The sequence below is a fragment of the Streptomyces sp. NPDC018833 genome (genome assembly GCF_044390825.1).
Lineage (GTDB): Bacteria > Actinomycetota > Actinomycetes > Streptomycetales > Streptomycetaceae > Streptomyces.
The window spans coordinates 226,064-246,328 of the sequence record NZ_JBIRZM010000008.1 but is presented as its reverse complement, the minus strand read 5'-3'; the positions used below and the strand labels follow the sequence as shown (position 1 = coordinate 246,328).

The 20,265-nt window shown below is 72.8% G+C and carries 18 protein-coding genes and 1 pseudogene; 9 read left to right on the top strand and 10 right to left on the bottom strand.

The genetic code is table 11. The annotated features are described in order from the left end of the window. Positions 1-183: 183 nt before the first annotated feature. Together ACH5AF_RS18805 and ACH5AF_RS18800 are read right to left on the bottom strand one after the other, a co-directional pair. A complete protein-coding gene (locus ACH5AF_RS18805; RefSeq protein WP_398902745.1) occupies positions 184-1,218 on the bottom strand; it encodes a LacI family DNA-binding transcriptional regulator in 1,035 nt (344 codons plus the stop codon). Between the two features lie 75 nt (positions 1,219-1,293). Continuing rightward, positions 1,294-2,147: pseudogene (locus ACH5AF_RS18800) on the bottom strand (ATP-binding cassette domain-containing protein). Positions 2,148-2,431: 284 nt separating this feature from the next. Here ACH5AF_RS18800 and ACH5AF_RS18795 point away from each other — a divergent pair. The 4 genes from ACH5AF_RS18795 to ACH5AF_RS18780 all read left to right on the top strand — a co-directional run bounded on the left by ACH5AF_RS18795 (position 2,432) and on the right by ACH5AF_RS18780 (position 7,174). Continuing rightward, positions 2,432-3,394, top strand: coding sequence for a carbohydrate kinase (locus ACH5AF_RS18795; RefSeq protein ID WP_398902744.1), 963 nt, complete (start codon positions 2,432-2,434; stop codon positions 3,392-3,394). Between the two features lie 569 nt (positions 3,395-3,963). Further along, a complete protein-coding gene (locus ACH5AF_RS18790; RefSeq protein ID WP_398902743.1) occupies positions 3,964-4,704 on the top strand; it encodes a PP2C family protein-serine/threonine phosphatase in 741 nt (246 codons plus the stop codon). A 740-nt stretch (positions 4,705-5,444) separates the two neighbouring features. Continuing rightward, positions 5,445-6,602, top strand: a complete 1,158-nt coding sequence (locus tag ACH5AF_RS18785) for a serine/threonine-protein kinase (RefSeq protein ID WP_398902742.1) — start codon at positions 5,445-5,447, stop codon at positions 6,600-6,602. A gap of 206 nt (positions 6,603-6,808) precedes the next feature. Further along, positions 6,809-7,174: an ArsR/SmtB family transcription factor gene (locus tag ACH5AF_RS18780; protein WP_398902741.1), complete on the top strand. Its 366-nt coding sequence runs from the start codon at positions 6,809-6,811 to the stop codon at positions 7,172-7,174. A 212-nt stretch (positions 7,175-7,386) separates the two neighbouring features. Here the strand turns inward: ACH5AF_RS18780 and ACH5AF_RS18775 are convergent, their stop codons facing one another. After that, positions 7,387-8,727 carry a phytase gene (locus ACH5AF_RS18775; protein WP_398902740.1) on the bottom strand — a complete coding sequence of 447 codons (1,341 nt, stop codon included), beginning with the start codon at positions 8,725-8,727 and terminating at the stop codon, positions 7,387-7,389. Positions 8,728-8,919: 192 nt separating this feature from the next. Between ACH5AF_RS18775 and ACH5AF_RS18770 the strand changes: the two genes are divergently transcribed. Then, complete coding sequence (locus ACH5AF_RS18770; RefSeq protein ID WP_398902800.1) at positions 8,920-10,017, top strand: magnesium and cobalt transport protein CorA; 1,098 nt, start codon at positions 8,920-8,922, stop codon at positions 10,015-10,017. Positions 10,018-10,032: 15 nt separating this feature from the next. Here the strand turns inward: ACH5AF_RS18770 and ACH5AF_RS18765 are convergent, their stop codons facing one another. From ACH5AF_RS18765 to ACH5AF_RS18750, 4 genes are all read right to left on the bottom strand, one after another. Further along, positions 10,033-10,215, bottom strand: a complete 183-nt coding sequence (locus ACH5AF_RS18765) for a hypothetical protein (RefSeq protein ID WP_398902739.1) — start codon at positions 10,213-10,215, stop codon at positions 10,033-10,035. A 200-nt stretch (positions 10,216-10,415) separates the two neighbouring features. Further along, positions 10,416-11,000 (bottom strand): PadR family transcriptional regulator, encoded by a 585-nt coding sequence (locus ACH5AF_RS18760; protein ID WP_398902738.1) that lies wholly within the window; start codon positions 10,998-11,000, stop codon positions 10,416-10,418. A 114-nt stretch (positions 11,001-11,114) separates the two neighbouring features. Next, positions 11,115-11,996, bottom strand: coding sequence for a septum formation family protein (locus ACH5AF_RS18755; RefSeq protein ID WP_398902737.1), 882 nt, complete (start codon positions 11,994-11,996; stop codon positions 11,115-11,117). A gap of 106 nt (positions 11,997-12,102) precedes the next feature. Further along, entirely contained in the window at positions 12,103-14,145 is a 2,043-nt protein-coding gene (locus ACH5AF_RS18750; protein WP_398902736.1) for an FAD-dependent oxidoreductase, read from the bottom strand. Between the two features lie 190 nt (positions 14,146-14,335). Between ACH5AF_RS18750 and ACH5AF_RS18745 the strand changes: the two genes are divergently transcribed. Together ACH5AF_RS18745 and ACH5AF_RS18740 are read left to right on the top strand one after the other, a co-directional pair. Further along, a complete protein-coding gene (locus tag ACH5AF_RS18745) occupies positions 14,336-14,986 on the top strand; it encodes a hypothetical protein (RefSeq protein ID WP_398902735.1) in 651 nt (216 codons plus the stop codon). A 45-nt stretch (positions 14,987-15,031) separates the two neighbouring features. Beyond that, positions 15,032-15,820: a DUF4239 domain-containing protein gene (locus ACH5AF_RS18740; protein ID WP_398902734.1), complete on the top strand. Its 789-nt coding sequence runs from the start codon at positions 15,032-15,034 to the stop codon at positions 15,818-15,820. A gap of 36 nt (positions 15,821-15,856) precedes the next feature. On the opposite strand, the gene ACH5AF_RS18735 is transcribed toward ACH5AF_RS18740, so the two are convergent. Next, positions 15,857-15,991, bottom strand: a complete 135-nt coding sequence (locus ACH5AF_RS18735) for a DUF6126 family protein (protein WP_398902733.1) — start codon at positions 15,989-15,991, stop codon at positions 15,857-15,859. A gap of 376 nt (positions 15,992-16,367) precedes the next feature. Between ACH5AF_RS18735 and ACH5AF_RS18730 the strand changes: the two genes are divergently transcribed. Then, positions 16,368-16,814: a universal stress protein gene (locus ACH5AF_RS18730; RefSeq protein ID WP_398902732.1), complete on the top strand. Its 447-nt coding sequence runs from the start codon at positions 16,368-16,370 to the stop codon at positions 16,812-16,814. Positions 16,815-17,128: 314 nt separating this feature from the next. On the opposite strand, the gene ACH5AF_RS18725 is transcribed toward ACH5AF_RS18730, so the two are convergent. Together ACH5AF_RS18725 and ACH5AF_RS18720 are read right to left on the bottom strand one after the other, a co-directional pair. Further along, on the bottom strand, positions 17,129-18,208 hold the full coding sequence (locus ACH5AF_RS18725) for a MerR family transcriptional regulator (protein ID WP_398902731.1): 1,080 nt from the start codon (positions 18,206-18,208) through the stop codon (positions 17,129-17,131). Between the two features lie 256 nt (positions 18,209-18,464). After that, the gene (locus ACH5AF_RS18720; RefSeq protein WP_398902730.1) at positions 18,465-18,875 is read right to left on the bottom strand and encodes a hypothetical protein; all 411 of its coding nucleotides are present in this window, start codon (positions 18,873-18,875) and stop codon (positions 18,465-18,467) included. 187 nt (positions 18,876-19,062) lie between these two features. Here ACH5AF_RS18720 and ACH5AF_RS18715 point away from each other — a divergent pair, with 187 nt between their 5' ends. Then, positions 19,063-20,109: an endonuclease/exonuclease/phosphatase family protein gene (locus ACH5AF_RS18715; protein WP_398902729.1), complete on the top strand. Its 1,047-nt coding sequence runs from the start codon at positions 19,063-19,065 to the stop codon at positions 20,107-20,109. Positions 20,110-20,265 lie beyond the last annotated feature (156 nt).

Sequence of the window (20,265 nt, the reverse complement as noted above, 5' to 3'; positions counted from 1 at the left end):
CGTGCACGAAGGCTACGGGGCTCATCCCGACGACGAAGGCCGTGGGGATGAGCCCGGAAAGATCCGGACGAGAGGCCCTGGGCGCCATCGCCGAGCCGGGGAGGGGCCCGCCCGGGGACGGAGGGCGTCGGCCCGATCGAGAGCGCCCCCACCTCGCGTCCCCGACCTCACCGGGCCATACGCCTAGCGCGCCGGCGCTCCTTGCGGCACGGGCAGTTCACCCGAGCCGCGCGGGACCAGGCGGGTCGGGATCGTGACCGTGCGGGCCCGGGTGCGGTCGCCGTCCAGGCGGGTCAGGGCCGTCGCCACCGCTGCCGTGCCCAGTTCGGCCGGGTTCTGGGCCACCACCGTCAGGGCCGGTTCCAGCACCTCGGCCAGTGGCAGGTCGTCGAAGGAGACCAGCGCGATGTCCCTGCGGCCGGTACGGGCGAGTTCCGCCACGACACCGAGGGCCACGATGTTGTTCGCGGCGAAAAGGGCGGTGGGCGGCTCCGGCAGTGCCAGCAGGCGCGTCGTGACCGCCGCTGCCGTGCCCTGGTCGTGTGCACCGGTCACCAGCGCGCGGTCGTAGGCGATGCCCGCCTCCTCCAGGGCGGCGCGGTATCCCGCGAGCCGCTCGCGCCGGGTGTACAGCTTCACGGGCAGGTCACCGACGAATCCGATACGCCGGTGGCCGCGCTCGACGAGGTGGGCCACGCCTTCCTGCGCGCCGGCCCGGTTGGAGCTGACCACACAGTCGGCGGACAGGCCGACTCCCGGGCGGTCGAGGAAGACGACGGGCAGTCCGGCCGCGCGCTGGGTCTTGAGGTAGCTGTGATCGGCCCCGAAGGCCGGCACGACCATCAACATGCTGACGCGCCGTGCCAGGAACGTCTGGATCAGAGCCCGTTCGCGGTCGGCGTCTTCGGCGGACGAGCCCATCAGGAGTGTCAGTCCCCGGTCCCGTACCGCGTCCTCGATCCCGCCCGCGACCGTGCCGAAGAACGGGTTGCCGAGGTCCGGGACGATCAGACCGATGGTGGTGTCGGGACCGCCCACGCGGATGTTGCGGGCCATCAGGTTCGGCTGGAAGCCGAGCTTCGCGACGGCGGCGAGCACCCGCTCCCTGGTCTGCGGCGAGCTCGGTCCGTCCTCGTTGAGCACCCGTGAGACCGTTTTGGCGCTGACGCCCACCTCGCGGGCCACATCGGCCAGGGTCGGGCGTCGGGTAGCGGCCATGTGTCACCGTTCCTGTGTCTGCCGCCCGGGGGCTCCGGCGGGGGTCCGGCCGGGACCCCCGGCGGGGATGCTGTATCAGCTGGCGGAGACTCCGGCGGCCTTGGCGGCGTCGGTGTCCGCCACGACAGTACCGCCGCCCTCCCGGACGCTCAGCGCCCCCGTCATGAGGGCGACGACCTCGGCCATCGAATAGTCGGACGGCTTGATGAGGGCCTCGCGCCGGCCGAGCCGGTGGACGTGGATCCGGTCGGCGAGCTCGAAGACATGCGGCATGTTGTGGCTGATCAGGACCACCGGCATGCCCTTGTCGCGGACCCGGCGGATCAGGTCGAGGACCTGTCCGGACTCCTTCACTCCCAGCGCTGCCGTGGGCTCGTCCATCACCACGGCGCTCTTGGCCCAGGCGACGGACCGCGCGACGGCCACGGCCTGCCGCTGGCCGTCGGAGAGCGTCTCCACCGGCTTGGCCAGCGACCGCAGGCCGATCTTGATGTCGGCCATGTGGGCCGCGGCCTCCTGCCGCATCCGCTTCCTGTCGAGCACGCGGAAGGCGCTGCCGAGGAGCCCCGGCCGGCGCGGCTCGCGCCCGAGGAACATGTTGGAGGCGATGTCCATCGAGGCGGCGACGGCGAGGTCCCGGTAGACGGTCTCGATGCCGTGCTGCCGGGCGCCCTGCGGGCCGGTGAACCGGATGGGCTCCCCGTTGAGCCGTATCTCCCCCTCGTCCGGGGTCAGCGCGCCGGTGAGCGCCTTGATCAGGCTCGCCTTGCCGGCTCCGCTGTCGCCGACGGCGGCGAGGACCTCGCCGGGCAGCAGGTCGAAGTCGGCGCCGTGGATGGCGGTGACGTGGCCGTACCGCTTGACCAGGCCGCGGGCCTGAGCACGGGCGTCACGGCGGTGGATTCGTTCGCCGGACCGGTGGGGTTCACCGGGCCGGGCCGGGCCGGGCCGCCTGGCGACGGTGGCGCGGCGAGCTGCGGTGCCACGGAGCCCGGGGGCTCCGAAATGAGGGAACAGTGTGCTTTGGCGGGCAGTGCCATCGTTGACTTATGTCATCGTTGACACAACCTGCCGAGGATGATGGACTCCGCTTCCCGGCAACGTCAATGCCCTGGGCCCGTCACAGATCGACAACGTACGGAAACGGTCGTACCGGGCGGCGCCGCGGTCCCGTATCCGCCCCGCCCCTCCCCTCCCGAAGAGAGAAGCAGCCATGCACCCACAGCAGGTCACTGTCCTGGGTGAATGCGTCGCCGACGCCTTCACCTCACCCCGGCACACCCCGGCCGAACTCACCCTGCGCGTCCTGCCCGGCGGCGGCCCCGCGAACACCGCGGCCGCCCTCGCGCGCCTGGGTACACCGGCCCGCTTCCTCACCCGGCTCTCGCAGGACGTCTTCGGCCGCCTCTTCCGCGACCACCTGGAGGCGTCCGGCGTGGACCTCTCCGGCGCGGTACGGGCGGCGGAGCCCAGCACCCTGGCGGTGGCCGAACTGGACGACCAGGGGCAGGCGGCGTACTCCTTCCACGCCGAGGGCAGCGCCGACTGGCAATGGACGCGCACCGAGCTGGCGGCGGCCGACCTGGCCGGCACCGCCTGTCTGCACTCCGGCTCGCTGGCGCTGGTACGCGACCCCGGCGCGTCCGCGGTCGAGGAGTTCCTGGCCGGGGCCACCGCGACAGCGACCGTCTCCGTCGATCCCAACGTGCGCCCCCTCCTGGTCCGTCCGGACGTGTACCGGCAGCGGCTGTCCCGCTGGTGCGCCTTCACCGACATCCTCCGGCTGAGCGAGGAGGACCTGGAGCTGCTGCTGCCGGGCGCGGCTCCCGAGCGCGCGTGCGACGCATGGCACGCGGCCGGGGCGCGGCTGGTCGTCGTGACCCGCGGCGCCCGCGGAGCACTGGCGTCGCTCGACGGGGAGCGGATCACGGTGCCCGCGCCGCCCGCGCGGGTGGTCGACACCGTGGGCGCCGGCGACTCGTTCACGGCGGGGCTGCTCCACCACCTCGGCTCCCGCGGCCTCCTCGGCGGACGGCTCACCGAGCTGCGGATCGAGGACGTCGCTCAGGCGTGCGCGTTTGCCGCGAGGGTGGCGGCTCTGACCTGCGCGGTGGCGGGTCCCAACCCGCCCTGGGGCCACCAGCTGACGTCGGCCGCAGCGGTCGCCACCGAGTGAACGCGACAGCCGAACAGAGCGCCACCGGCTCCGACAGCGGGGCCCTGGGCTGGGCGTCGTTCGACCTGCGCGCCAGGCGGGCAAGCAGGCTCGGTCCAGCTCGTCGACATGAACACCGGGGGCTGGGGCCACATCCTGGCCGACCGGTTCACCACGGCCGACCGGCCCGCGACGTCCGCCGTGCAGCGCGCGGACTGGTCGATCGCGGAAAGGACTACTACGGGGCCGTGTCCCGGGAAGACGCCCCGGACGGCAGGCGCCACGTGATCGGCTGGATGAACAACTGGCGGTACGGCAACAACATCTGGACGACCCTTAGCTCCGGCACCTGTGGTCGTACCGGGGCTGACAGGTCTGCCGGGATCCCGACCCGCCCGCCCCGGCACCCCGACCGATGCCGTCGGGGAGGAGCGGGTCGGCTTCCGGCTCCATCCGACGACGTGGACGGCGACGGCCCCGGTGCCGCCCAGTACGTCGCCGCTTCCGCACGGACGTCCGTCGTCGGCCGCCCACAGCGTGACAATGGAAGGAGGGACACGCCTTCTGCCACGGAGAGGCGGGACACCGACGTGCCGTACATAGCCGTGACGGCCTTGAGCCATGCCGGGCTGATCCGCGATCACAACGAGGACAGCCTGGTCATCGGCCCATGGACGCTGTGCGGGACCGTGACCGAGAATCCGCAGACCTTTCTGTTCCCCATCGGCAGGCCGCTCGTCGTCGCCGTCGCCGACGGGCTCGGCGGGCACCCTGCCGGTGAGGTGGCGAGCGCCCTGGTCGTCCGTCGGCTCTCCGCGCTCGGTCCGTCCCTGGACGACGCGGAGACCGTCCGCGATGCACTGGAGCTCTGCAATCACGAGGTGTACTTTGCCGCGGAGGGGACGCCGGAGCTGTTGACCATGGGGACCACCGTCGCCGGTACGGTACTGCTGCCCACGACGCAGCTGACGTTCAACGTCGGCGACAGCAAGGTGTACGACGCGGGGGCCGACGGGCTGCGGCAGGTGAGCGTGGACGACAGCCCGCCGCCGGAGCCCGGGCAGCGCACCACGTCGATCGTGACGCAGACACTGGGCGGCACCCCCGACTTCCGTGCCGTCACACCCCATGTCACGGCATCCGCGCTGACCGAGGGCGATCGCTACCTGGTGTGCAGCGACGGGCTCACCGACCCGGTGCCGGACGGGACGATCGACGACCTGCTGCGCGTGCACGACGACGGCCGGGCCGCCTTCGAACTGTGGAAGGCGGCCATCGAGGCGGGAGGCCCCGACAACATCACGCTGGCGCTGGTACGCATCAGCTCCTGAGACCTCCGGCCCGTCACGGCACCCGTCCGCGCTGGGTCACCCCGTCCGACCCGGCCACCCCCTCCGACCCGGCCACCCCCTCCGACCCGGCCACCCCCTCCGACCCGGGTCACCCCGTCCGCACGGTCGCTGAGCAGTCGGCCGCCCCTCGCGGTTGTCAGCTCGCCCACCGCCCTCCCGGTCATCGGCTCATGGTCGCCCCGCGCGTTCGTCAGCTCGCCGTCGCCCTGTGCGGTCGTCAGCTCGCGCCCCTGCACAGGGCGTTGTCGTCGAACGGGTCCAGGTGAGCCATCTTGTGCACGTGGCCCCCAGATGCACAGCCGCGCCGGGACGCACCTCGGCAGCCGTAGCGTGACTTGTGCGGGCGTCACACCTGTGCGGAGAACCCCGGCGGGCAGCGTGAACGATCCATGGAGAACTGCGGTAAGACACACTCCACTTGGTGCCTCGGAAGCCGTACCGGCACGGCGCGGGCGGCTCGACGAGATGGCAACCCGGCAGGCGGAGCGCGGGCGGCACGCGTCCATGACCCTCGTCCAACTCCCCGGCCGCACCGGGAAGACGTCGCCCACGCGCGCATGGCCCCAGCCCTCACAGGCGGTGGTGGTGGACGGGCGTCCGAGGCATCGCCCCGGGCTGGCTAGGCTTATGGCCGCCGCGACTCCTTCACCTTTTCTCCTTGCGGAGGCCGCGGGCGGCTCGCGATGGATCCGGAACGAGGTTGGGTGCAGCAGGTGCTGGTGGCTGATCGATACCGGTTGGATGCCCGCATCGGGCAGGGTGGCATGGGGGAGGTCTGGCAGGGCTCCGACGAGGTGCTCGGCCGGCCCGTGGCCGTCAAACTGCTCCTCGGGCAGAACGCCGACCCCCAGGCGGCGGCCCGGTTCCGTATGGAGGCGCAGACGGCGGCGCGGCTGAACCACCCCGGCGTCGTCGCGGTGTTCGACTTCGGGACGTGGGACGGCCGCTTCTACCTGGTGATGGAACTGGTCGAGGGCAGGAGCCTGGCCGAGGAACTCGCCACCGACGGCCCCCTGCCGCCGGAGCGCGTCGCGGCCGTGGCTGCCCAGGCGGCCGCCGGGCTCATGTCGGCACACCGGCAGGGGATCGTCCACCGGGACATCAAGCCGGGAAACCTGCTCGCGGACAGCGAAGGAGCCGTCAAAATCGGTGACTTCGGGATAGCCCGCTTCGTCGACGATCCGTCGGCCGCGCTCACCACCACGGGCCAGATCGTCGGCACGAGCCTGTACCTGGCACCTGAACGGGCACTGGGTCGCACCGCAGGGCCCGCCTCGGACGTGTACTCGCTCGGCTGCGTGCTGTACCAACTGCTCACCGGACGGCCTCCGTTCAAGGCCGACACCCCGACAGCCACGCTCTACCAGCACATCGACGCCGCGCCGGTCCCGCCGCTTGACCTCGGCGTCGGGCTCTCGCCCGCGTTCCAGAACTATCTGCTCGTCATGCTGGCGAAGCAGCCGGAGGACCGGCCGACCGCGGACGAGGTCGCCGCATGGTTCGCCTCCGACGCCTGGCAGGGACGCTCCCGGCCCATGCCGACACCGCAACCCGTGCCGACACCTCAGCCGACACCGCAACCCGTGCCGACACCTCAGCCGACACCGCAACCCGTGCCGACACCTCAGCCGACGCCGCAACGCGTGCCGACAGCCCCGCCGTCGCCGCGGCACGCCACGGCTGCGGCCACCGGTCCGATCGGCTCCGCACCCGGCCCCGCCACCACGTACATGCTGCCCGGAGCCGTCCCGGCGTCCGGCGCACGCCCCGCCCTGCGGGCGCTCGCCAGACGCCGCCCCCGGGTGGCAGTGCTGGTGGCGGGGTCGCTGGCCTTCGCCACCGCTCTGCTGATCGGGCTGGCGGTGTTCTCGCCCTGACGAGAGCGCGGCGCCCACACCGCCCACGAAGAGCCCGCGGCCTCGGTCACCGGGTCCCTCCCCGAGAGTCCGGCCGCGGAAGAGGCCGCTCAGCGGCCCGCCGCCCCACCGGACGCCGACCGGACACAGGAAGAGGCGGACCGGCGAGGACGAGACCGGGACACTGACTCCAGCTCCATTGGTTCGACATGTGTCAACATAGATGCATGTCGAATACGAAGGTGCTGCCGCTGCTGGAACCGGAGTCCGTGGTGCCGTGCTGCCCGCCGCTGACCGAACGCCCTCTGAACGCGGACGAGGCGGAGCGCACCGCGAAGATGTTCAAGGCGCTCGGTGACCCCGTACGCCTGCGCCTGTTCTCGGCGGTCGCCTCGCACGAGGGCGGCGAGGCATGCGTGTGCGACATCTCCGACGTCGGCGTCTCACAGCCGACCGTCTCCCACCACCTGAAGAAGCTCAAAGAGGCCGGACTGCTGACTTCCGAGCGGCGCGGCACGTGGGTGTACTACCGGGTCGAACCGGCGGTGCTTGCCGCCATGGGCCGACTGCTGACGACGGCCGCCGCGGCCTGACCGCGGCGGCGCCGCGGACCCCCGCACCGGCGCGGACCCCCGTAGCACCGCAGACCTCGCATCGGCGCAGGCGGTCGATCCGCCGTGCCGCGTCCCGAACTGTGCGGCCGACACCGATCGGCGTGGCGGAGACGGACCACCGCGCGAGTTAGACCTCCGGGCCGGGCGGTGGTCGCAGCCACGGCACCGCCCGGCCCGGACCCTTCCTGTGCTCAGTCGTCGAGGGCGTCCGTCACCTCGCCCAGGTCCACGAACTTGAAGCCCGTCCCGGCGCGGTCGCCCTCCGCCGGGGTGGCGTCGCCGTCCTGGACCACCAGCAGGCCGTTCGGGTACCTGTGGCCCAGTGGGGCGTTCAGCACCGCCGCGCCGTCGCACTCCTCGGCCCCGTCGAGCGTCGCGGACGCCGCGGCGACCGTGAACCCGCCCTCGTACTCGGTGTCGTCCGCGAGCTCGCGGTCGTACGCGGCGAAGGTGTTGTCGCCCTGGCTGGAGGCGAGGACGTAGCCGTCGCCGCCGGGCTCGGTGAGCAGTGTCAGGCCCTCGACGTCCGCGGCCAGGCGCGTGCCGCCGTAGCCCGGGTCGGGTCCTGCGACGCACTCGTCCGCCGGCTCGTCGTACGTGCCCGGCACGCCGTACTCGCGCACCGTGTCGACCAGCTTCGGCGTGCCCGTCAGATCGGCGCGCAGCCGCCAGATGCCGACGTCCTCCTGACCGGCGTAGAGCGTGCCGTTCGCCGGGTCGACCACCATGCCCTCGACCTGCGGGAGTTCACCCGGCTCCGCGCACGGGGTCCAGGACGTGCCGTTCGGGAGGCGGAAGGCGGAGGGCAGGTCCAGGGTGCGGACCGTGCGGTGGGTGACCGTGCCGGCGGACGTCGCGGTCAGCTCCAGCAGCGCGATCGTGGTGCGCTCCCGGCGGCTGACGAGGGCGTACGAGCGGCCCGTCGCCCGATCGGTCCAGGTGGCCAGGCCGTATGCGGTGCGCTGGTCGTTGATCTCGTCCTGGTCCGCGGAGAAGACTGGCGGCGCGGCGGGGTCGGTGACGTCGGTGAGCGGACCGCCGGGCCGGTCGCGGTCGATGCGGTACACCCGGAGCCGGTCGTGGCCGCGGTCGCTCGTCACCGCGAGGTCGGTCCGACCGGACGGCAGGCGCATGCCGTGGACGAGGTCGACGTTGTTGAAGCGGCCGGGGGCATCTCCCTCGGCCGCGGGCGGCGGTGCGGGCACCGACTGGACGGGCCGGGCGGCGAGGTCGTAGACCCGCAGCCCGCCCTCCTTCGCCGTGGCGATGACCAGGCTCCGCCCGGGATCGGCCGCGTTGCGCCAGATCGCCGGATCGTCGGCGTCGGCGTTGCCGCCGGCCTCGTCGTCGTGGAGTGTGGGCGTCTCGGCGCGGGCCGTCACGGCGGGCAGGGAGCCGGACGACACCGAGGCCGGACCCCCCGTCGACGCCGGCCGCGACGCCGACGCCGGGTTCGACGCCGAGGCCGGCGCCTGGGCGACGGCGGCGAGAGCCGTCAGGGCCGTGACGAGAGCGGCTGCACGAGCGTTCACAAGAGCTCCTTCATGCCGGGGACACGGGATCGCCACGGTGAGCCTGCGGACGGTCGGTGACCGCACGGCGTCCCGGGGGTGATGCCCGCCCAGTCATGTCATGAACTCGTCGGGCTAACCCCCGGCCACGGCTGCGCGTGGCCGCGAATGGCACACTGGCCCATCGCCGCCGAGAAGGGCCCCGTCGTGCCGATGATCCGCCGCCTGCGCCGCGTGGTGCACCGCGCCTACCGGCGCACCGTCGACCTCAGCCACCCCGCCAGGTCGCCGCTCGGCAGCTCGGTGGTCAACTGCGTGCTGTACGAGGACGGGAAGCGCCGGCCAGGCCCGTACACGGCCGACGAGGCACTGCGCCGGGCGCGCACGTCCGGCCGCGGGTTCGTGTGGATCGGCCTGCACGAGCCGACCGAGGCCGAACTCACCTCCCTCGCCGAGCGGTTCCGGCTCCATCCGCTCGCCGTAGACGACGCGGTCCGCCCTCATCAGCGTCCCAAGGTGCAGCGCTACGACGACCCGGACGGGCCGGGGACGCTGTTCGCCGTGTTCAAGACCTGCCGCTACGTCGAGCACGAGGAACTGACCGCCACGAGCGAGGTCGTGGACACGGGCGAGCTCGCGGTCTTCACCGGCGCCGACTTCGTGATCACGGTCAGGCACGGCGGGCACGGCTCGCTGGGCCCGCTGCGGGAGGAACTGGAGGCCTCGCCCGAGCAGTTGGCCAAGGGCCCGGCCGCCGTACTGCACGCGATAGCCGACCACGTCGTCGACGACTACCTGGCCGCCGCCGACGCGCTGCAGAACGACGTGGACGCCGTCGAGACCGCCGTCTTCAGCGAGCACGCCGGCCGCGGCGACGCCGGGCGCATCTACCAGCTCAAGCGCGAGCTCCTGGAGCTCAAGCGGGCAGTGACACCACTGGAGCGACCCCTGCGGACGCTGGCCACGGCTCCCCTGCCGCCGATCGGGGAGAGCATCCAGCCCTACTTCCGCGACGTCGCCGACCACCTGGCCCGTACGTGCGAGCAGATCAACGCCTTCGACGGACTGCTCGACTCGATCCTCCAGGCGCATCTCGCCCAGGTGACCGTCGCCCAGAACGAGGACATGCGCAAGATCACGGCATGGGCGGCGATCATCGCCGTACCGACCATGGTCTGCGGGGTGTACGGCATGAACTTCACGCACATGCCGGAACTGCGCTGGACCTACGGCTATCCGCTCGTCCTCGCCGCGATGGCGGTCGCCTGCGTGGTCATCCACCGCGGCTTCCGCCGCAACGGCTGGCTGTGAGCGGTCCGGCCGGCTTCAGGTCAGCGTGATGAACAGCCCGAGCGTCACGACGGCGACCGCGCCGCCGTAGAGGGCGAGGGTCACCGAGCGCGCCTCGGCGGAGGGGTCGGTGCCGCCGGCGCGGCGCAGGCCGAGGACAGACCTCGCGAGCAGGACGAGCGCTGCCGCACAGCAGGCGGCGATCAGTGAATCAGCCACGCCGCGACGTTCTCACGGGTCCCCGGGCCCCGCATCCGCAACGCGTCCGACCGGGGCGCGAAGCACGCGCGGGGCGGGAAGCCGCTCAACGCCCGCCGCATGGCGCGGCCTCCGGCCACGGGGGCGGCCGAGCCGGGCGAGGCGTGGGGACCGAGGCCGGCCGGGTCGCCGTACGGGACCATGCGCCGCGCGGTCCGGTCTCAGGACGTGGGGCGGCCGGACGCGTCGCCTCGGGACGGGGGCCGGTCGGGGCCCGGGGAGAGTTCCGCCAGGGTGTCCGTCAGCCACTTCGTCCAGAACGTCTCCAGTTCGATGCCCGCCCGCAGGACGACATGGCGCAGCCGGTCCTCGTGGGTGATCCGGCGCTCCGGCGGGAAGTCGCGCTCCTCGATCGCCTCGTAGTCCGCCAACTGGGCGCGGTGCAACCGAAGATGGCGGACGAGCTCCTGCGCCATCCCCGCCCCGCCCACCACCGCCGAAGCGCGCAGGCGCAGCAGCAGCGGGTCGCGCACGGTCTTGGGGTCCTCGGGGCGGGCCGTCCAGGCGGCCAGTTCCTCGCGGCCCGCGGGCAGGACCTCGTACTCCTTCTTCTGCCCGCGGGTCGGCTGGACGGACGGCAGCGCCCTGATGTGGCCCGCCTTCTCCAGCTTTCCCAGCTCGCGGTAGATCTGCTGGTGGGTCGCCGACCAGAAGTAGCCGATCGACCGGTCGAACCGGCGCGTCAGCTCCAGGCCCGACGAGGGCTTTTCGAGCAGGGCCGTGAGGATGGCATGCGGCAGGGACATGGCCGCATCGTAGGACTCGCCTCGCCACGGCGGTTCCGCCGCCCGGCCTGCGTACGGGCCGGGCGGCGGGAGAGGCGTCTCGGTGAGCGCGGCCCCCGCGCGCTCCGCAGGGCGTCAGCCCGCCCAGACCTCGGCGTCGTCGGCCGGGACGGTGGTGGCCAGGCCCAGTTCCTTGCGGGCGGCGATCGTCTTGTTCGGGTCGAGGCCGGTGAAGGCCGGGTCGTAGGCGATGTAGAACGCGTCGGAGTCGGCCGCGTTCGCGGCCTTCTTCCATTGGCCTGCGGTCTTCTCCAGCTGCGCGCGGAGCTTGCCGGTCTCCGTGCCCTCGATGCCCTGAAGGCCCTTGAGGTGCGCGTCGAGGGCAGCGGCGACCGCCTTGGCCTGCGCCTTGTAACCGTCGAGGTCGTCCTCGACGTTCTCCGCCTCGGGCTGGTTCGTCCACAGGGCCTCGTAGACGGCGTTCGCCCCCGTGAGGTACGCGGTCTGCTCGGGCTTTTCCCCGCTGCCCTTCAGCGAGCCGGCGAAGGTGCCCTTCTCCTTGGTGTAGGTGCAGCTCACGGCGCGGTCACCCGTCGACCAGCTCTCCTTGGTCGGCGTGTAGTAGAAGATCTCGACACCCTTGGGGAGTGCCCAGGTGTCCGGGGCGAACTTCGCCGCCTCGGCCGGGCACCGCTCGTCGGCGATCGCCCAGATCGCGTCGTTGCCGGGAAACGTCTTCCCTTCGTCGAGGGTGAACTCGCCGACGACCTGACCCTGGTGCGGCTCGCCGCAGGGCACCATCTCGATGCTGAACGTCTCGCCCTCGGCCGCCTTGCCGTTCGGGTTGTAGCAGTCCCCGGTGTTGAGCTGGAACACCGACCGCTGGCGAGCCACCTTCTCCGCACCGTCCTTGGCGCTCTCCACGACATCGGAGCAGCCCACCGCACCCACCGCGAGCAGGGCGACGACGGCGGATATACCGCGCAGGCGGGGACGGGACGAGGTGCGGACTGCCATGACGCGTACATCCTCTTACGTGAGCCTTATAAATGTCGTGCGCATCGTATGCGAGCCCTGTGACAAGGCTGCGGCCGCATCCCGAGGCAGACCCCGACGCGGGAGATCACAGGTCGGCGGCCAGCCGGGTGCCCTGGTCGATGGCGCGCTTCGCGTCCAGCTCGGCGGCCACGTCCGCGCCGCCGATGAGGTGGACGCTGCGGCCGGCCGCGGACAGCTCCTCGTACAGCGAGCGCTGCGGCTCCTGGCCGGTGCAGAGCACCACTGTGTCGACCGGCAGGACGGAGGCCGTGCCGTCGACGCTGATGTGCAGGCCCTCGTCGTCGATCCGCTCGTAGGTCACACCGGCCGTCATCGTCACCCCGCGGTGCTTGAGCTCCGTGCGGTGGATCCAGCCCGTCGTCTTGCCGAGTCCGGCGCCGACCTTGCTCGTCTTGCGCTGGAGCAGGTGCACGGCGCGCGGCGGGGCCGGGCGCTTGGGCGCGGTCAGGCCGCCGGGGGCGGCGTAGGCCATGTCGACGCCCCACTGGCGGAAGTACGTCTCGGCGTCCAGGCTCGCGCCCTCGCCGCCGTCGGTCAGGTACTCGGCGACGTCGAAGCCGATGCCGCCCGCGCCGACGACCGCGACGCGCTCGCCGACCGGCGCGCCGTCGCGCAGGACGTCGAGGTAGCTGACGACGCTCGGATGGTCGATTCCCTCGATCTCGGGAATCCGCGGGGACACACCGGTGGCGACCACGACCTCGTCGTAGTCCTGCGCCGACAGGTCGGCCGCGGCGACACGGGTGCCGAGGCGCACCTCGACACCGCGGAGCTCCAGCTGGGTGCGGAAGTAGCGCAGGGTCTCGTCGAACTCCTCCTTGCCGGGTACGCGCTTGGCGACGTTCAGCTGGCCGCCGATCTCGTCGGCCGCGTCGAACAGGGTCACGGCGTGGCCGCGTTCGGCGGCGGAGACGGCACAGGCCAGGCCGGCGGGGCCGGCACCGACGACGGCGACGCGCTTGGCCCGTCGGGTGGGGGCGAGGACGAGCTCGGTCTCGTGGCAGGCGCGCGGATTGACCAGGCAGGAGGTGATCTTGAGGCTGAAGGTGTGGTCGAGGCAGGCCTGGTTGCAGCCGATACAGGTGTTGATCTGCTCCGGCCGGCCGGCCCGCGCCTTGGCCACGAACGCGGGGTCGGCGAGGAAGGGCCGCGCCATCGAGACCATGTCCGCGCGCCCGTCGGCGAGCAACTGCTCGGCCACTTCGGGGGTGTTGATGCGGTTGCTGGTCACCAGCGGGACGGACACCTCGCCCATCAGCTTCTTGGTGACCCAGGTGTAGGCGCCGCGCGGCACGGACGTCGCGATGGTGGGGATGCGGGCCTCGTGCCAGCCGATGCCGGTGTTGATGATCGTGACACCGGCCGCCTCGACGGCCTTGGCGAGGGTGATCACCTCGTCCAGCGAGGAGCCGCCGGGCACCAGGTCGAGCATGGAGAGCCGGTAGATCAGGATGAAGTCGGGGCCGACCGCCTCACGGGTGCGGCGGACGATCTCCAGGGGCAGTCGGATGCGGTTCTCGTACGAGCCGCCCCAGCGGTCGGTGCGGTGGTTGGTGGAGCTCGCGATGAACTCGTTGATGAAGTAGCCCTCGGAGCCCATGATCTCGACGCCGTCGTACCCGGCGGACCTGGCGAGGACGGCCGCCCGGACGAAGTCCTCGATCGTCTCCTCGACCTCCGCGTCGGTGAGCGCGTGCGGGACGAACGGGCTGATGGGGGCCTGTATCGCGCTGGGAGCGACCAGGTCCTGGTGGTACGCGTACCGGCCGAAGTGCAGGATCTGCATGGCGATCCGGCCGCCCTCGGCGTGCACGGCGTCGGTGACGACGCGGTGCTGGTCGGCCTCGTCCTCGGTGGTGAGCTTGGCCCCGCCCTCGTACGGACGGCCGCGGTCGTTCGGCGCGATGCCGCCGGTGACGATCAGGCCGACGCCGCCGCGGGCACGCTCGGCATAGAAGGCGGCCATGCGCGCGAAGCCGTTCTCGGCCTCCTCGAGGCCGACGTGCATGGATCCCATCAGCACCCGGTTGGGCAGCGTGGTGAACCCAAGGTCGAGCGGGCTCAGCAGATGGGGGTAAAGGGTCGGCCGGGCTGTGCTCGTACTCATCGGGTCGCCTCCTCGCGCGGACTCATCGGACCCAGTTCTAGCGGCCGCTCCAGCCTTTTGCAACAAAGTGCAAAATGAGCTCGGTCACGCTCGACCGGAGCCGGTCGCACTCGCGGTCGAATAGTGCTTTCATCAGCCATACGGGTGATCTTGGGCATACAACCCCGTTCCGGACCTCTACCGTGTCGGCGTGGTGGGTTGGCAGCAGGTGAGCGCACTGGGGATCGCGGCCGTTCTCGGCACGCAGGGAGCCGGCATCGGCTCCCTGTCGTCCGAGGAGCCCAAAGTGTCCGGGCCGGCCGGGGTGTCGGCGCCCGCACCCGGGGCGGAGGCGGACGAGCCGCCGCCCGTCGTGTCGGTGTCCGTGTCCCTCCCGTGGCCCTTGGGGCTCCACCTCGGCGTGACGATCGGCCTGGGCGACTGCCCGCCGCCGACACCGTCACCCACCGAGGCGACGCCCCCACCCACGCCGTCGCCTGTTCCCGAGCCGCCCGCCCCGCCGGCGGAACCCCCTGCGCCGTCGCCACGGCCGCCGTCCCCCAAGCCGCCGCCCGCCGCGCCCGCGTCCCGGGCCGAACTCCCGTCACCCGCCGCGCCCTCCGCACCACCGGCACCACCGGCACCACCGGCACCACCCGAGCCGCCCGAGCCGCCCGCGGCCGCACCGCCGCAGCGGGCGGAGGCGGTCGTCATCCGCACCTACCGGCCCGCCTCCCGGAGACCTCAGGACACCGGCACGCCTCTCACCGTCCTGATGCTGGTGACCACGATTCCGGCCGTGCTCGCCGCGGCCATGCTGCGCCCCCGGTCCGGCTCCGCCGGACGGCGCGGCCGCACCTGATCCGTCCCTCGCCCCGCAAGCCCCTCACCGCACACCGGAGATCCCATGTCCGAATGGCTGGTCCTGGCCACCGTGATGGCGGCCGCCTGCACCGTCGTCCTCGTCGTCACGCTCCTCGCCCAACGAAGGATGCGCAGCACGCCGGACGGTGTGGAGGAGGCCGGGGCGCCGGAGACACCCGACGTCCTGGAGTACATGGTGATGATGGTCGGCGTCGTGTACGCGATCGTGCTCGGCCTCGCCATCGCCGGCGTCTGGGAGGCCCGCGGGGCGGCCCAGGACGCCGTACAGGCCGAGGCGCAAGCGCTGCACGAGGTCACCCAGCGCGCCCAGGTGTATCCGGCGGACTACCGGGAGGAGCTTCGGGCGAACGTCGACGCCTATGTCACGGAGGTCGTCGAGGAGGAGTGGCCGCGGATGATCGACCACGAGGAGCTGTCGCCGCGCGGGACGGAGCTGCTGGCCACCGTACGCACCGCAGTGGCCGCGCACGAGCCTGCGAACGAGCTCCAGGCACAGGCGTACCAGCCGATGCTCGACCAGGTGGCCACCGCCGAGGACGCGCGCAACGCCCGGGCCTCGGGCGCCGGAGAGACGCTGCCGGGCATCGTCTGGTTCGGCCTGATCAGCGGGGCCGTCGTCACCATCGGGCTGATCTTCACGATGCAGATCGGCCGTTCGTTCCGGGAGCTGCTGCTCGCCGGACTGTTCAGCGCCCTGATCGCGTTCCTGCTGTTCCTCGTGTGGGACTTCGACGCGCCGTTCGGGCGCTCCGGCACGGAGTCCGCGGACGCCTTCCGCCGGCTCTTCCCGGGCGCGGCCGGCACCGGCTGACCGCGGCGGGCGGCGCACACCGGACCCGGGCCGGTGTCACTTCTGGGCGTGCTCGCCGACGTAGAAGAGGAGCCAGACGAAACCCGCGAAGAGGTGGGTCACGAACACGTACACGAAGACGCGCAGCGCCACGCCGCGTTCCTTCCACTCTTCGCTCTCGTGCCCGCCCATGTCAGCCTCCGGCCTTCGGTCCCGGCCCCGGCGGGGCCGTCCCCAGGGTACGGGGACGGGTCGGCGTGCGCGGAGCAAGGAGGGGCGGGCCACCTGCGGGCCGCGGTCGTACCGACCGCGGTGTACGCGGCGTCGGAGGACTGGGGGGCACGGCGCCGCGCCCACCGCCACCCTGCCGGACCGGATCGCACGGGCGGGGCGCGAGCCGGCCCGCGTGCCGGCCTCTACGGGGGCGTCCCGGCCCAGGGCGCATCCGAGGAAACGGCCATCGCGGGGCTTTTCGCCTAGTTACCAGCTCTTTGCGTGGTTCTCCGTAGGCTGGAGGCGAGTCCGAGCTGAGGCGAGTGGCGAGCTCTTGAACCACGGAGGTGGCGGTATGGCGAAGGCGGGCAGGATCGTCGTAGGAGTGGACGGCTCCGAGCCGTCCATCAGGGCCCTGCGCTGGGCCGTACGACAGGCCGGGCTCACGGGGGAGGCCCTGGAGGCCGTCATGAGCTGGGAGTACCCGGCAGCGGGCTGGGCGGCCATGGTGCCCGCCCTGCCCACCGACTTCGATCCCGAGGGGATGGCCGCCAAGATCCTCGACGACACGCTGGAGCAGACGCTCGGCGCCGAGGCAGCCGCGGCGATCACCCGGAAGGTGATGATCGGAAACCCGGCGCAGGCCCTGATGAACCGCGCCGAGGGCGCGGCGCTGCTGGTCGTCGGGGACCGCGGGTACAGCGGCTTCAAGGCGGCGCTGCTGGGCTCGGTCGGTCTCCACCTCGCCCAGCACGCACCCTGCCCGGTCGTAGTGGTGCGAGGCGAGCAGGACGCGGCCTGACGGAGCCTGCGGGTCGCGGCCTTACGAGGGTGGCTGTTCGGGTTGGCCGCCGGGCCGGTCCGGGGCCCGAGGACGGAGCCGGCGTTGAGGCCGAGCCGGGGCGGCCGCGCAGCGCCGAGGCGTAGCCGCGTACAGGCCGAAGCGAGGACGGAGCCGCGCAGCGCCGATGCCCGGGTCAGAACCGGTGGGCCAGCGATGGGCCATGGCCTGAGCCCGGGCAGGGGCCGGGCAGGGCCAGGGGCAGGGGCCGGGCAGGACCAGGGGCAGGGGCCCGGGTTGGCCCAAGCCGCCGTTACCCGGCGCCCCGCCCGCCGTTACGTGCTGATCACCTCGGCCACCACGCACGCGATGTTGTCCGCGCCGCCCCCGTCGTGTGCCCGGGCCATCAGGGCGTCGACCGCTGCCTCCGGGGCGGCGGCGGCCGTCAGGCACTGCCGTACGGTCGCCTCCGGCACCGTCGTCGACAGGCCGTCCGAGCAGAGCAGCAGGCGGTCGCCGGCCCTCGCCTCGTGGAGGCGCAGGTCCGGCCGAGGCCGTCCGTCGCCGCCGTCCAGCGCGCGCAGCAGCATCGCCCGTTGGGGATGCCCCGCCGCCTCCGCCTCGTCGAGGCTGCCCTCGTCGACCATCGACTGCACCACCGTGTGGTCGTTCGTGAGGCGCCGGAGCGTCCCGCGGCGCAGCAGGTACGCCCGGGTGTCGCCGATGTGCGCCAGGGCCAGACCGGAGCCGGTCCACAGCAGTGCGGTCAGCGTCGTGCCGGACTCGGGGAGTCCACGTACCGTGGTGTCGGCCCGGTGCACCGCGTCCTCAAGGGTGTTGAGCAGATCGCCGGGCCGCAAGGCCCCCGACGCCGCCGCGGCCTCCACCGGTTTCAGCGCGTCGATCGCCGCCGCGCTCGCGGCGGCACCCGCGACGCCGAAGCCGTCCGCGACCGCGAGCAGCCGCGTCCCGGCGTACACGGCGTCCTGGTCGGCCTCCCGGACGAGGCCGCGGTCCGAGCGGGCCGCGCAGTGCATTCCCAGGGGCATGATGATCCGATCCATCGTGTCGGTGTCCTTCCCGGACAGCTGGTCCACGAGGAAGCCGGCCAGGCCCCGGCGTGCGGAGGTCTCCGACTCGACCTGCGTCCAGTACGCCCGGATCTCCCGGGCCGCCGCAGCCTTGTCCGTCTCCGCCAGATCGCAGACCCGGCCGACGCGGGCGAGCGGCATCCCGATCCGCCGCAGCCACGCCACCAGCCGGGCCCGTTCCACCTGGGCGTCGTCGTAGTAGCGGTAACCGGTGAACTGGTCGACGCGTGCGGGCGGCAGCAGCCCCAGCTCGTCGTAGCGCCGCAGTGTTTTCGCGGACAGCCGCGACACACGGGCGAACGCACCGATGGTCAGCAACCCCATGCCTGCCCCGGCCTTCCTCCTCGTACCGGGCGGGGACGCCCGGCTGCACCGATGCTGGAGCTTCCCCCGCGAGGAAGGTCAAGGCAGGACGGCAAGGGCGCTCAGTTGCGGTTGCAGAGCCGCATCGTCACCGAGCCGAACACGACCACGAGCACGGCGGACCGGCCCAGCGACCAGGCGATGTCCGGGTGGGCCAGTTGCCCGCCGTCAACTCCCGTACCCGGTCACCCATGTGGCAACTCCGGTCCGCTGAGCCTCACTCATGGGTGTAGTAGTAATAGAACATCACCAGCCCCACCCCCGCGCCGACCGCGACGCCGATGCCTGCCGCCCGGAGCACGCTCCCCCCGGCCAGACTGGTCAGGAAGCCGATGGTCGCCGCGGTCAGCGCCCCGTACGCCAGGGCGCGCAGTTCGCGCGGCAGCGCGTGCTGGATGCGGCCGAGACCGAACGCGAGCGCGCCGATCACCACCGCGGCGACCACGCCGAGGACCCATTGACCGCCGGTGGCGACGCCGCCGTTCTCGAAGCGCTCGATGGACGCGGCCCAGATGCCTACGGTCAAGGCGAGCACTGCGGGCAGTACCAGACCGAGCGGGCTGTGGTGCTGTCGTCCGGACGCCCGGTGGCGACGCCGTCGCTGCGGCATCGCTGCTTGTGTGGCCATGGCGCAGAGCTCCTTCCCTCTGACCCCGACCCCCGTCCTCCTCTCAGAGCACACCCGCGCGCGCCGGGCGGCAAGTCGGCCCCCGTGACCGCCGGACAGCGGCAACGCGGTCGGCGAGACTGACGTCCTCACGACAGACGGAACTGCAAACCCGATCGACGACACATCTCGCGGCACGGAGGTCTGCGTGGACCAGGAGACCCAGGAGACCCAGGAGCCCGGGGACGGCAGCAATCCGGCGGCGGGGCCGTACGACGCCGGACCGGGCCCCGCAGTCGGGCGGCGGCGTGGCGGCGCGTGGTTCGCCGGGCTGCTGCTCATCGTGCCGACCGTCGTCGTCGCCTGCCGCGCCGCGGACACCGACGCCGTCACCCCCGTGCCGCAGCTGCTCGCCTTCCTGCCGTGGCTGCTGGTCCCGGCCGGTGTCGCGCTGCTGGCGGCCCTGGCGGGCCGCCACCGCGTGCTCATTGCGTGGGCGGTGGCGGTGCTCGCCATGACCGGCTGGTTCGTCAGGCCCTACGACGTCGGCCTGACCGAGAAGCCGCCCGGACCGGCCGTCGCCCGCGTCGACGTCCTCACGGCGAACCTCGAGTTCGGCGCGGCCACCGACGCACTGCTCGCGACCCTCGCCCGGGAGCGGCCCGGCCTGGTCTTCGTCCAGGAATGCACCGCCGCGTGCTCCGACGCGCTCGCGGCGGGTGTCTCCCGCGCCGACTATCCGTACCGCCATGTCGTCGAGGCGGGCGGCGCCGCGGGCTCGGCGATCCTCAGCAGGTACCCGCTGGCCCCGGCGGCAGGCGTCCGCTCCGTGCTCGCCATGCCCGCCGCCACCGCCGACATCGCGGGCCGCTCCGTCGACCTCCAGCTCGCGCACCCCCTGCCGCCCGTTCCCGAGGCCCTGGCCGACTGGCGCAGGGAACTGGGCCTGCTGCGCGACCGGGCGGCAGCGACCGGGGACGGCCCGGCCGTCGTGGCGGGCGACTTCAACGCCACCCAGGACCACGCCGCCTTCCGCGGCATCCTCCGGGCGGGCGGCCTGAGGGACAGCACCCGGCTCGCCGGCGCCTCCCGTACCCCGTCCTGGCCGGCCGGCCTCCCGCGCCCGCTGGGCGCCCAGATCGACCATGTACTCGTCAGCGAGGACTTCTCGGTGCGCTCCGCGCGCTTCCTCGACCTGGGCGGCACCGACCACCGGGCCCTGCTCGTCGCGCTGGAACTGCACGACGTGCGCTGACCTGCCCGCGGGGTGAGAGTGGGGACGTGGTGCGAGGCACCGCGGGGTGCTCGCCGGTGACGTGGACGGGGTCGGCTTCCGGCCGCATCCGTCGTCGACTCTGCTCGACGCGCTCGCCGCCGCGGCGGCCGACGGTTCGCTGCGGACGCCTCCGGA